This window comes from Flavobacterium enshiense DK69, assembly GCF_000498495.1.
In the GTDB taxonomy this organism is placed as follows: Bacteria; Bacteroidota; Bacteroidia; order Flavobacteriales; family Flavobacteriaceae; genus Flavobacterium; species Flavobacterium enshiense.
In genome coordinates, this window is the sequence record NZ_AVCS01000011.1 from 26,170 (window position 1) to 39,138 (window position 12,969).

Consider the following 12,969-nt stretch of genomic DNA (forward strand, 5'->3'; position numbering starts at 1 on the left):
AATCCCTCGAAAGAGGGATTTTTTATTTTAAAACATTGTTGAATTATTCCTTTGCTTTGATGGGGATCCAGATTTCTTCTTCTGAATTCGGATCGGCATTTTTATATTTTTCTCCCAGAATTTCAAAATGCGGACGGTTGTCTAATCGGTATCCTGAATTAGGTAACCACTTGGTGAAAATATAGTCGAAGATTTTGGTGCTTGTACTTGATCCCTTGTATGTAAAAACAGCGTAGCATCCGCCTTGTAATTTAAAAGAGTCCATTTCATCCGGGACATTTTCAAAATCGCTTACTTCCATGGTTGCCCATTTTTCGAATTCGGTATTCGGACTGAATTTTTTAAAATAATTTTCCGGATATACCTGAACTGAATAAAGATTGGTGCCAACCGCGTTCTCAATTTCCTTTCGCGTACTCATGAAACTTCTCCATAATTCGAAAGTTGTATTTTTTGCAAATGACATGTTTTTTCGCTTTCCGATCAGTTTTTTTGCGGATAATAGTTCTATTCTTGGTTTCATTGGTTTCGGTTTATAAATCAAAAATACCAAATAAAATATGTAAATCATCTGTCATAAATTTAATAGCTTTACTAAAAAGATATCGTCATGGCCTTTTTGAAACGAATAAACGCAAGAGCGAAAACCGATGCCAATACCGGATTTGGAACAAATTCATCTAATTATGGAGGTCGTTTTATTACGAAGGATGGAGATGCCAACGTTAAAAAAGAAGGTATTGGATTGGTGGAAAGTATCAGCTGGTATCATACCATGTTGGTGGTTCCCCGTTGGAAATTTATGATGACTATCTTCTTTTTTTATTTATTGGTAAACCTTTTCTTCGCCAGCGTTTATTGTATTATTGGTGTTGGGCATCTCAACGGAATCACGGCAGATAATCCAATAGATAAATTTGGTCAGGCATTTTTCTTTAGTGCACAAACGTTTACTACTGTGGGGTATGGACACATTAGTCCGACAGGTTTCTGGGCCAGTTTTGTTGCTTCGGTGGAAGCGCTTTTTGGTTTGTTGAGTTTTGCCATTGCAACAGGTTTATTTTACGGAAGATTCAGTAAACCGAAAGCATTTATTCGTTTTTCGGATAATGCGCTCATTGCTCCCTATAAAGATATCAATGCATTGATGTTGCGGATGACTCCTTTTAAAAATACGAATCTTACTGAAGCGCAAGCACAATTGACTCTAGGAATGATTTTGGAAGAAGAAGGGAAAACGGTGAACAAGTTTTATTCGTTGGATCTGGAGTTGCAGCGAATCAATGCTTTGACGTTGAGTTGGACTTTGGTGCATCCTATTACGGAAGAAAGCCCGTTATACAATTTCACAAAAGAAGATTTTGAAAAAATTAATGGGGAAGTAGTGGTTTATGTAAGGGTTTTTGATGATATGTTTAGTACGTCTGTGGTTAAACGCACCTCATATACTTTTTCTGAGATTGTTCACGGCGCCAAATTTGTCCCAATGTATTCAAGGAGTGATGATGATACCCACACGCGACTTTTTATTGACAAATTGAATATGTTTGAGTCAGCGCCATTAAATTAAAAAGCCTTCCGGATATTTTCCGAAAGGCTTCTTTTTTAGTTTTTCTTCAATAATATTTTTTCCTGATTAAACTGATAAGCTGCATCCAGGAAGTCTACCAGTTTTGGCCAGTTTTTGTTAGGCTCAAAATAATTGGTATAGTACTTGAAAGTTTTTATTTTTAGTTTGTTGCCTTCAATTACGGCTTTACTTGTAAACCCTCCAGTTTCGTTTTCTACGGTTTTGTTCAATTTCTCAATTCCTGTTACCGTGTAGCCTTCAGGAATCTCTAAAATGATTTCATCATCGAAGGAACGCGGGAAAGCAAAATAAATATTGTTGGTTCTGTTTTTCTCTTTCTTGTTCACTTCAAATTGTGATCCGATTAATTTTCCGATTTCAAAAATGTAATTTTCACCTGCTTTTTTAATCAGGTTGTTTTTAATGGTGAAATCCTCTTTGTAAATAAATGGAGTTGTTTTTCCGAAACGTCCCGTGTTTTTTATTTCAAGAGAATGATCTTCAATTTCGACACCATATTCGTTTCCGGTTTCTTTTGTTAATTCTTCTTTTCTTTTGTCTTTGAGTTTATTTATAAGGGCTTCAAATTCTTTGGTGTACTTTTCTTTGTCCTTCTTGTTCTTTACACGATCTAAAAGTGACTTGGTTTCATATTTAGTATAATCTTCATTTACATAGTCAAAGAAATATAGTTTGTCTGATTGCTCTTCATCTTTGTTGTGACCGTTCAAAGCTGTTTCACGATTTAACTGAAGTGCATTAAAGTCAGCATTGATTTTTACATTAGTAACCTGTTTCGATGTGTTGTCCTTGTATGTCGATGATGGAAGTTTTACATTTTCCACATCAACCACTTTTTTCAGTTTTGTTACTTTTAGTGCATAAGCATCAGTGTTTTCCAATTGTGCCGAAAACTTATCCAAATCCGAGAATGGAGAGAAGTAATCAATATAAATTGGATTTTCTGTATTTACTCTTAAAATTGCCGTTGCATTTTCCTGAATCAATAAGTCTTTAATAGGTCCGTTATGACGGTTGGTACCGACAATAATATCATATTCAATTTTATTGTCCTTAAGAAATGCCATGAAGTGGTCAATGAATGCAATATCTGAACGGAAGAAAATAGGATTGGCTCCGTATAAATAAAAAGGATACATTATTTCCGATTCTTTGGCCACAAAAGCTTCTAAATACATTGTGTAGTAGTAGTGTCTGGTGAAATAATATACGGCTCTTACTTTTTCTTCGTTGGTAGCAAATGTTTTGCCTTTTAAAAATCTTTCGATGTCTCCCAAATCACCATATGGTCTGAATTTGTTCATGTAATAGTTAAGAACATCTTCTTTTGATACTGTCTTTTTTACGATTTCTTCTTTTTCAGGAAGGAAAGCATCGGCCATTTTTTCGAATTTACCCGAACGCGCAAAAAATACCTGAAATTTGTAGCAAGGCAATTCAACCAAAGGATAAAACCATACCGGGAAATCGTTTTTTTCAAGATCGGAGGCTGTCAATTCATATTTTCGTTCCCCTCTTTTTTCTAACGGAATTTCTTTGAGTTCCGGACCACCATTGTAAGTGTTGAAATTTACAAAGAAATCATTTTCGGTTTGAAAAGTTAATTTGTAGTTCATGATCGGGTGTTTTCCTCCCAATGTTTTTTCTACTTCATCGAATCCGTAGTCGTAAGTTGACTGGAAAGATTCGGTGCTGTATTCATAAGTGTCAATAACATCTCCGATTTCCAGATTAGGAATTGCAATTTTTTTATGATTGTCTACGGTAACAGCTTCTTTATCAACATTGATTTCGATTTCTTTTCCGTCCGGTTTTAAAACCTTGATACCAATCACTGTTTTAACCACAGTGCCATATCTGGGATTTGATTTTTCAGAATAGGTGAATTCCGAGAACTCCGTTACCGCTGCCTGATCCTGAAGTTTTATTCTTTCTCTGATGGCAGATCGGTAGGTAACACTTTTTCCGAATTTGTGAAAATCATAATCTTCATTTTTATAGATTATTACTGCCGATTCGTTTTTCCATTTTGCAGGGATGTCAATGGTATTTTTATAAGTGTCGTTATTGCCCCAGAAAAATTCTTTTATTTCTGCCTTATCCTGTGCGAAGACTGTTCCGGAAAAAAGCAATAAAGCTACTTTCAGAATTGATGGTTTCATGCTGATTATGATTTTGTTAAAGTGATTTGTTCGTTATAAATTTTATTCATTTTCTCGATAAATGCATTCCATTCTTTAAAATCAGATGCTTTTACCAAGCCATTCTTGAATTCGAAATTCTTTTTATATCGGATTTCATTTCCAACCAGTTCATAGCTTATGCTAATGTTGTAATCAGGTTTTTGGATGGATACTGATTCAGGTAATTTAGTGACTTTGTATCCGGTCGGAATTTCAAGTGTAAGCAGCGATTCGTAATTTTCCTTATGCGAAAACTCAAAGTCGTTTTTACGCTCCTTGAAAAGTAGGTAATCGAATTCCTTTTTGAAATCCAGGTCGATATAAATATCATTGTCAAAACGGGAAACTTTATTGTCAATTTTTATATCGTATTCTATGGATAGTTTTTTGTCTCTGTTGGTTAAATCAGAAGTGGTTACTGAAGAAATAGTGAGATTTTTGTCATTATCCGTCAGGTAATTGTGAAGTGCTTCTTCTTTGTTGTTGTTTTTGATATTGTTATAACTATACAAAAAGCCCGATCTGCTTTCTCCTGAGAATGAGTTTGAGGTTTTACCTGTTATGGATTCATTTTCGATGCGCAGTTTAGCGGTAAAAGTTTCGGTATTTGCTAATGCATTGGAAGTTGGGATTTTTTCTATGATGAAATTGTCTCCATCTTCAATTAAAACTTCTTTCCCCTGAATGCGTTCTGCATATTCACCGAAAGAGTTGAATTTCTCGGTGCCATCCAGGAAATATTTTTTTCCGTTATGGAAAAGGGTACAGATCATATGATTGTCTACAGAAAGTGACGGAACCGTGTAATCATAAGCGATTCTCTTTGTTCCGATCCATGTTAATCGGGCGTCGAAACCAGCTTGTTTCAGCATTTGTTTGGTTAAATTGGCCATTCCTTTACAATCACCGTAACGTTTTTGGAAAACGTTTTGCGATTCGTCAGGTTTGAATCCGGCAATTCCGTCTTCAAAGGCGATGTAGCGGATGTTGTCCTGAACCCAATAGTAAATATTCTTTATTTTTTCTTCGTCTGTTTTTGCCTTTTCTGTCAGTTCTTTTACTTTGTCCTTAAGTGCCGCAGGATCTTCTTTCATCATGTTTACCAGAGATTTGTACCATTTGTACAGATCAGCAGTTGAACTGAAAAGTGTTGTTTTTACATCTTTTTTGGTGTAGGACTTTGCAATTAATAATATATGAGGATAGATATGGCTTGGACCAGGAGAAAGTTTTTCATTGGCACCCGGCTCTACATTTTCCACCGTAAATGTGTAAACAGTATCCTCGGATTTTGGATCTTTTTTGATCTCTTTTTTTATTTCAAATCCGGAAAAGTTAAACTCTTTAATCTCCAGTTCCAACCACTTCGGGACAGTAATAGTTATCTCTTTTTTTAAAACGGGATATTCGTCGTTAAAGTAGATAGTGGTAAAATATTTTGCGTCTTTGTATTTCTTTGTGAGTTCGTAGAAATAGGAGTACCCTTGAACAGGAAAGTCGATATTCATGTATTTTACTCTCGCATCGTTATAGAACAAATCATCGCTTTTGTAAAATTCATCATTAACCATAAAAACGGCCTTTTTGTCATTTCTGAATTTCATCTGGAAAGCTTCTATTTCGCTCTCGCTGTCATAAAACTCAAATTTCTGAATGTCGGCACGATGCGTAACATTCATTAAATTTTCTCGTATATTTTGGGTAACAGTAACTTTTTCTTCCTTGGCATTAAGGCCAAACGTGATGTTTTCGGAACTTGATAAAATAGCTATATCCGATTTCTTGTATTTTTCACGTAAATTTTTTGCCAATGCAATATCCTCCGTTGTCGGGTCTATGTTTTTTTGTGAAAACGAAAACTGAAAAAGGAAAAAGGTTAGTGAAGCAAAAAGTAATTTTTTTGTCATATTAATATAATTTTAACGCGAATATATGTAATAATTGATAATAAAAAAACGCCTTATGTTTTCCATAAAGCGTTTTTGTAGCTAATCTAACTCAATTTGTTTATTTGAGAACGCAATCAACGTTGATGTTTACTTTTTTGGAAACTTTTTTGCTTACGATTTGTGGGATTTCAATAGCGAAATCATCCGAATTTACGGAGAAGGCAGAGGTTAGGTAAATTGAGTCGCCCGATTTTTTGATTTTTGCCGGAGCTGTTATTTTTTTTGATTTCCCGTGCAGTTCCAATGTACCATTAATAGTAAATTCTTTTTCAGCTTCGGATAATTTAGACATATCGAAATTGTCGATTTTACCTTTAAATGTAGCTTTTGGATATTTGTCGCTTTCGATGTAGTTTTCATTGAAATGTTCTTCCATTAGCGCGACTTTAAACCGGAATCCCTTCATTAGGGCTAAGGCTGCTATATCGCCGTTATCTGTGTTTAAGACAACTGTTGTTGTTGAGTTTTGAGCTTTTACCTCTTCGAAAGAAGGTACTGAGGCTTCAAATTTTACATCTCCGGTTTTTGTCATTTTTTTGGATTGGGAGAATCCTAAAAATGCTGTGGAGAGAAGGATTGCTAAAATTAATTTTGTTTTCATGGTGTTTTCATTCAGGGAAATTTGCGTCTTTCCAGGCTATTATCTGATTAATTTGCGACTGTGGTAGTCGTTGTCCATCGCGTGGCATCCAAAAAGCCGGGTCGTTACTCGATATTCGGGCAATTAAGCCACGGGTTAAAACGGCATTCTTTACGTCATCATATGTGATTAGTGACATTGGTGCATCGTTTTGAGGAGGCTGCGAATGACAATTGATACAGTTCTGTGTGATTATTGTCTTTACGGTGCCGTTATAAGTTACCTCGTCGGTATTATTGTCGATCAAATCGGACTCTGAGTCGTTTGTACAGCTCAATGATGCTACTGCAAAAATACCTACTACAATACTTTTTGAAATATTCATTTTTGATATGTTGAAATATATTCTTAAAGTTATAATTTTTATTGTTAAAGTGAAAAATATTTTAGTTAAATTTGTAAGAAATGGTCAAGTAATATGAAAAAAAGTAGAATAGCAATATTTTTGATTTTAATCATAATTGCAGGTTATTTGGTTTATTCTTATGTCTATAAATCCCACCGTGATATTGCCTCTGAAAAAGGGAGTTTTACGGTTACTGCCGATGATATTCACAAGGAATTTAAAGCGGATGAAGCAAAGGCAAATGCAAAGTACCTCGATAAGACTATAGATGTGACAGGAACCATTTCCAGTATGGATGTGGCAGGTAATTCGTTGGTTATTGATGAAAAAATGTTTGCGGTTTTTAAAGATAAATTGCCGCAAGAAATTAAGCTGCAGTCCAAGGTGAAAATTAAAGGGCGTTTTATGGGGTATGACGATTTGCTCGAAGAGATGAAAATGGATCAATGCGTACTTGAATCGGAATAATATTAAGAGAGTATTTGCAACTTTGACTCTTTTTCTTTTGGTTCACCAGTTTTTTCGAAGAATGATATAATCAATGTTTCCTGCAAAGGCATAGTTCCGAAAATGATAAGTCTTATTGTGAAAAAAATAAAAATTGGTAATCAACAAATTTATGAAGAAACTCTACCTGCTTCTTTTACTATTTCCTTTAAGTGTGTTTTCTCAGGATGATCTTCTTGCTGAGATTGATACTGTAAAAGCCGATGCAAAAGTTGAAGCTGCTTTTAAAGGGCTCAAAATTGTCAATCTCGAATCTACAAAGTTGGCAGCAAAAGGCGATTTTTATTTTATAGTAGCACACCGATTCGATTATATGAAAAACGGTTTCGATGATTTCTTCGGACTGGACAATGCAAACACGCAGCTTAAATTCCTATACGGGGTAATGCCCTGGCTTACAGTTCACGTCTCAAGAAGCGGTTTTCAGGAAACCTATGATATGGCGGCCAAATACAGATTAAAAGGTCAGGAGAAAGACGGTTTCCCTGTCACTTTAGTTGGATTCAACAGTATTGCAATCAATACAGAAATGAAAGAAGAAGATTATCCGGGAATGGAATTTGCCAATAGATTGAGCTATGTTACCCAATTGTTGGTTTCACGCAAATTCAATGATCATTTATCTTTAGAACTTGTGCCAACCTATTTTCATGAAAATACTGTTCGCGATATTTTAGATGAGAACGGACAACCAATTTTACCGAATCCTCAGGACAACAGTCAATTTGCGATAGGTATGGGAGGACGATACAAATTAACCAAGCGTTGGTCTGTGAATATTGATTATGCAGCTCATTTGAATCGTGCATCAGAATCAATATACAGAAATCCGCTTTCCATAGGAGTGGATTTGGAAACTGGAGGACATGTTTTTCAAATGCATTTTACAAACTCAAGAGCGATGCATGAAACTGGTTTCTTAGGCCAGACATCGGGTGATTGGTCAAAAGGCGAAATATGTTTCGGATTTAATTTGCTGCGCGTCTTTTAAAGGCTTACTGTTCGGGTAGATTGCCAGTTTTTGAATGTATTCTATAGTTTGTTTTTTCTATGGATTTATCTTTAGTTTTATATTAAAGTTTTGTAGATTTTGTAGTGCTTCTTTTGAGGAATAGTCGAAAGTTTCATCAATGACCTGGTGTTCTTTTTTACTGTTTATGCGTCTTAATGCATCATAAAAACGTCTCACTTCTTCAAGGCTTGACAAGATCAATCCTGGTACAGGTGATGAGTTTCCGTCTTCATCTTTGGCGACCATGGTGAAATAGGACGAGTTGCAGTGTTTTATTTTTCCGGTCTGAATGTCTTGTGAGGTTACCCGAATGCCGACAACCATCGAAGTTCTTCCCGCGTAATTTACAGATGATTTTAGCGTAACGAGTTTGCCGACTTCGATAGGGCTTAAAAAGTCGACGGTATCAACGGAAGCAGTAACACAATATTTTCCAGAATACTTTGAAGCACATGCAAATGCTATCTGGTCCATTAACGATAAGATGTAACCGCCATGGATTTTCCCGCTAAAATTAGAGTGGGAGGGTAACATCAGCTGGGATAGGGTAATTCTAGAATCGCTGACTTTTTTGAAGTTTTCCATTCGATTATTTCCTGAAATGTGGAGTTTCCTCCTGTTTTACATCCGTAACAAAATATTTTGTATCACCCCACCATGGAAATGTTTTATAGCGTTCCACGTAGCTTATTTTTACATATTTTCCTTGGTAGGTTTGTAAATCCTCAATTACTTTCGCGTCTTTGTCCAAAACTGAAAAAGCGAATATCTGTGCCCCGGAAATGCCTTGGCTGATTTCACCTTCCCATGTTTTCATGATGACACCTTTTCTGCTTATTTTAATAAGCTCGCCGGCTCTTACGCCTTCACTGAAAGGTATGTAATAGATAAAAGCGAAATAACCTGATATAATCACTAATAAAGCAGCGATTCCGTACAAAATGTATTTTCTCATGACAGCTTAATTTTCGATGTTTTGTTCTTTTTCATAAGCACGAATCAGTAGGCTTTCCGGTAAGGCTTTTTTCGCTTTGGCTCCCATTTTTTTGAGTTTTTCCACGCTGGTAACAAGATTGCCTTTTCCTTCGACAAGCTTGTTCATGGCGTTACCGTATTCACTCTTGGCTTCGTCCATTTTCTTTCCGATTTTAATCAAATCAGAAATAAAGCCTTCAAATTTATCATATAAAGCACCTGCCTGGCGCGCAATTTCATAAGCGTTCTCCTGTTGCTTCTGGTTAGTCCACATACTGTCAATCGTTCTCAGAGTAGCCAAAAGTGTCGACGGAGTCACAATTACGATATTCTTCTCGAATGCTTTGGTATACAGTGAACTGTCTTCGTTTAAAGCCAATGCAAAAGCGGGTTCCATAGGAATGAAAAGCAATACGAAATCCGGACTTTCTATCTGATATAAATCCTGATAATTCTTTCCGCTTAATTGCTCAACATGACGTTTGATGGAATTAACATGTTCTTTTAAAAAGGATACTTTTGTGTCTTCATCTTCCTCATTGATGTATCGTTCATAGGCAGTCAACGATACTTTGGAATCTACTATCATTTTTTTGCCGTCCGGTAGATTAATCACTACGTCAGGCTGAACACGTGAGCCATCTTCGGTTACAAAGCTTTGCTGTACTTCATATTCCCTGCCTTTTTCCAAACCTGATTTTTCAAGTACGCGCTCTAATATTAATTCACCCCAATTGCCTTGCATTTTACTGTCGCCTTTCAAAGCTTTTGTAAGGTTTAGTGTTTCCTTGCTCATTTGTTCGTTCATTTCGCGCAGCCCTAAAATTTGCTGGCGTAACGCGGCATGATAATCAATGCTTTCTTTGTGGGTGTCTTCGACTTTCTTTTCAAATAACTGAATTTTGTCCTGAAGCGGGGAAAGAATGTTTTTAAGGTTCTCCTTGTTTTGTTCGGTAAACTTATTTGTTTTTTCTTCCAGTATTTTATTGGCCAGGTTTTCAAATTCTTTGGTGAATTTTTCCTGTAAGCGATTCACTTCTTCTTTCTGTTCCTTATTTCGTTCCCAAAGGTTTTCAAAATCGACTTCCTTTTTGGACAGTTGAATGGCAATGGCTTCTTTTTCGGAACGGATGCTTTCTTTTTCAGTATTTAATAACTGTAATTGTTTTTCGAAACTGTTGCGTTCGTTTTGGAATTGTTCTTTTGCTTGTTCAATCTGGCCTATCAGACCATTGATGCGTTCTTCCAATCCTGATTTTTCCGATTGGGATTTAGCTGAAAATAATAGTTTTCCAATGAAAATACCTATTCCTAAGGCAATGCAAAATGCGGCTACTACTAAAAGGATTTCTGACATGGTTTCGGGATTTGTTTATTACTGTAAAAGTAGCAAAAAATACAATGTGTTTTTTAACGATTTGTGTGAATAGGTATCTTCAGGTTAAATAATTCAGAAGTTTTTTGTTGCCGTTTTGGATTGTATAATTAATCGTACTTATTCGGAAAAATTATTGGACGATGTTTGGGTTTTATGTTTTAATTTTTTTCGGGTAACAGCAATCAGGAGCGAAGCAAAGGCTATATATACAAAAAATAACCTAATCGAACTGAAAACTAACCATATCTGACCTCTTTTGTGCCATTCCTTTGGAGATACTGTGTTTGTGCGATTGCTTTGGGAAAATTCAATTACTTCAGGGTAGAAGTAGATTGCGGTTACTACCATGGCCAAAACATAAATATAAATCGTAATCAGTAAGTATTTGCGTCTTTCGGTTATTTTCCAATTCAATATAAAGGCAGCTGCTGTAGAAACTATAATCAACGGATGGATGATTATCCAGAATTTATCTTCCTTCAATCCGTACTTATTGTTAACAAGGATTGTTGATTCCGGTAAATGAGAAAGATAATTAGGATAGTAAACAATATGGGAATAGGTTAGTCCGCCTAAAATTACAGCCCAAAAAAAGATTGCGATAAATAAAGAAATTTGCCTTGTTTGTTGCATCAGATTCTTTTAATGGATTTATTGTTTTATTATTTTTTTCGTTTGGTTTTTGCCATTGATACTAATCTGAAGGAAATAGATCCCGCTTTCTAATTGCTGTACGTCAATTTCGGAAATGTTTCCTTGCAGTTCCATGATTGTTTTTCCCGTTACTTCATGTAAGGACATTTTTTCGATTATGCTGTTTTCAGCATTAATGATGAATAATTTGTCGGATACCGGATTCGGATAAAGGATAAACGGACTAGTTTCAGGGAAACTTTCATTATTTAAATTTTGACAATTGACATTTGTCGGAATATTTTTATGCTGGTTTGTTCCGATTCCCAATCGCCCGTCTGAGTTATAACCGCAGGAAAATAAGTTGCCATTATTGTTGATGATAATGCTGTGTTGGAATGAGAGAGCTATGTCACTCCAATTGGTTTCACTTCCTATTTGGATAAGGGAATTGATGCCGGTATTAGAGCCATTGCCTAGTTGTCCAAAATTATTATATCCCCATCCCCATAAAGTTCCGTTTGTTTTTATTGCCAACGAATGATACCCTCCGGCATTAATGTTTATCCAATTGGTATCCGTGCCTATCTGTGTTGGGGAAAATTTGTCAATATAGGTATTATCGCCTAATTGTCCGTAAGTATTCCAACCCCAGGTCCATAGCGTACCATCTTTTCTGATTGCAATGGTATGCCCATATCCACTGCTTATTTTTGCCCAATTGGAGGCTATGCCTATTTGAGTAGGGACTATCCTGTCAATAATTGTTCCGTCACCTAATGTACCGTAATAATTTTGCCCCCAAGCCCAAAGGGTACCGTCTGTTTTTATTGCAAAAGAATTGTTTTGACCGGCACAGATATATAACCAATTATTATCTGTGCCGATTTGTGTCGGATATAATTTATCAGCGATTGTTCCATCGCCCAAACTGCCATAGACATTCCCGCCCCAAGCCCATAGTGTTCCGTTATTTTTTAATGCTAAATTATGGCGTCCGCCTCCTGAAACCATTTTCCAGTCAGTTTCTGAGCCTATTTGTAAGGGAACAGAACTTGGAGTGTTTGTTCCATTGCCTAACTGGCCGTTTTCGTTCGATCCCCAAGTCCATAATGTGTTGTTTTTTTTTAATGCGACCATATGGTGATAGCCGGAAGAAATAATTTTCCAATCAGCTGGTCCGGATATTAAAACAGGAGTATTTTTGTTTACAGTTGTTCCGTCGCCTAATTGTCCTTCACCATTATAACCCCAAGTCCATAATGAACCATCGTTTTTTATCCCTGCGGATTGTCCGTTTTTGGCTGATATGGAAGACCAGCATTGCGCATTAATTGCAATAGGCGACAATAAGGATAAAACTAAAAGGAATAAATTTTTCATAGGCTTAATTTGTTAAGTTTAACTGCCTGGTATGTTTTTCAGTGGATGACTTCTTGATAAAAAAAATACATTTTCGTCAAACTCAAAATTTGGTTTAACTGATGATTTTCTTGTTAATTTACTTACGATTGATTTAAAAAATGAATTAGTTTGATGTTTTACTGTTATATTCGATAAAATGCTTTTTTTGGTGTTTTTGATTGAGTGATTGTTGATAACTTTTTGGTGTTAATATTCTGTTTTACAGGTTTTTGTTTTGAGTAAAATCGTAAATTTGATATACGGTTTTTGATTTGTTGTTCGGATTTGCCCATCCGTTAAAAGAGGGCATTTTCGGTCCGTGGAAGTGAAAAATTATCCTCGGGAGTCATT

Annotated in this window: 13 protein-coding genes; 3 read left to right on the forward strand and 10 right to left on the reverse strand. The window is 35.9% G+C overall.

The window, feature by feature from the left end:
- Positions 1-43 precede the first annotated feature (43 nt).
- Positions 44-523, reverse strand: a complete 480-nt coding sequence (locus tag FEDK69T_RS08425; RefSeq protein ID WP_035630783.1) for a GyrI-like domain-containing protein — start codon at positions 521-523, stop codon at positions 44-46.
- Positions 524-610: 87 nt separating this feature from the next.
- Between FEDK69T_RS08425 and FEDK69T_RS08430 the strand changes: the two genes are divergently transcribed.
- Positions 611-1,570 carry an ion channel gene (locus FEDK69T_RS08430; protein ID WP_023573728.1) on the forward strand — a complete coding sequence of 320 codons (960 nt, stop codon included), beginning with the start codon at positions 611-613 and terminating at the stop codon, positions 1,568-1,570.
- Between the two features lie 35 nt (positions 1,571-1,605).
- Here the strand turns inward: FEDK69T_RS08430 and FEDK69T_RS08435 are convergent, their stop codons facing one another.
- From FEDK69T_RS08435 to FEDK69T_RS08450, 4 genes are all read right to left on the reverse strand, one after another.
- Entirely contained in the window at positions 1,606-3,753 is a 2,148-nt protein-coding gene (locus tag FEDK69T_RS08435; RefSeq protein ID WP_023573729.1) for a hypothetical protein, read from the reverse strand.
- 5 nt (positions 3,754-3,758) lie between these two features.
- Positions 3,759-5,681 (reverse strand): transglutaminase-like domain-containing protein, encoded by a 1,923-nt coding sequence (locus tag FEDK69T_RS08440; RefSeq protein WP_023573730.1) that lies wholly within the window; start codon positions 5,679-5,681, stop codon positions 3,759-3,761.
- Positions 5,682-5,781: 100 nt separating this feature from the next.
- Positions 5,782-6,324 (reverse strand): YceI family protein, encoded by a 543-nt coding sequence (locus FEDK69T_RS08445; RefSeq protein ID WP_023573731.1) that lies wholly within the window; start codon positions 6,322-6,324, stop codon positions 5,782-5,784.
- Positions 6,325-6,331: 7 nt separating this feature from the next.
- Entirely contained in the window at positions 6,332-6,688 is a 357-nt protein-coding gene (locus tag FEDK69T_RS08450; RefSeq protein ID WP_023573732.1) for a hypothetical protein, read from the reverse strand.
- 93 nt (positions 6,689-6,781) lie between these two features.
- On the opposite strand from FEDK69T_RS08450, the gene FEDK69T_RS08455 reads away from it, so the two are divergent.
- Both FEDK69T_RS08455 and FEDK69T_RS08460 read left to right on the forward strand, forming a co-directional pair.
- Positions 6,782-7,177: an OB-fold protein gene (locus tag FEDK69T_RS08455; RefSeq protein ID WP_023573733.1), complete on the forward strand. Its 396-nt coding sequence runs from the start codon at positions 6,782-6,784 to the stop codon at positions 7,175-7,177.
- A gap of 151 nt (positions 7,178-7,328) precedes the next feature.
- Positions 7,329-8,207, forward strand: coding sequence for a DUF5777 family beta-barrel protein (locus tag FEDK69T_RS08460; RefSeq protein ID WP_023573734.1), 879 nt, complete (start codon positions 7,329-7,331; stop codon positions 8,205-8,207).
- A 57-nt stretch (positions 8,208-8,264) separates the two neighbouring features.
- Here FEDK69T_RS08460 and FEDK69T_RS08465 read toward each other — a convergent pair whose 3' ends face one another.
- From FEDK69T_RS08465 to FEDK69T_RS08485, 5 genes are all read right to left on the reverse strand, one after another.
- Entirely contained in the window at positions 8,265-8,813 is a 549-nt protein-coding gene (locus FEDK69T_RS08465; protein ID WP_035630762.1) for an acyl-CoA thioesterase, read from the reverse strand.
- 4 nt (positions 8,814-8,817) lie between these two features.
- Positions 8,818-9,183, reverse strand: coding sequence for a hypothetical protein (locus FEDK69T_RS08470; RefSeq protein ID WP_023573736.1), 366 nt, complete (start codon positions 9,181-9,183; stop codon positions 8,818-8,820).
- 6 nt (positions 9,184-9,189) lie between these two features.
- Positions 9,190-10,560, reverse strand: coding sequence for a DNA recombination protein RmuC (rmuC, locus tag FEDK69T_RS08475; protein ID WP_023573737.1), 1,371 nt, complete (start codon positions 10,558-10,560; stop codon positions 9,190-9,192).
- A gap of 138 nt (positions 10,561-10,698) precedes the next feature.
- On the reverse strand, positions 10,699-11,214 hold the full coding sequence (locus FEDK69T_RS08480; protein ID WP_023573738.1) for a hypothetical protein: 516 nt from the start codon (positions 11,212-11,214) through the stop codon (positions 10,699-10,701).
- Positions 11,215-11,232: 18 nt separating this feature from the next.
- Positions 11,233-12,597: an RCC1 domain-containing protein gene (locus FEDK69T_RS08485; protein WP_023573739.1), complete on the reverse strand. Its 1,365-nt coding sequence runs from the start codon at positions 12,595-12,597 to the stop codon at positions 11,233-11,235.
- Positions 12,598-12,969: the final 372 nt, after the last annotated feature.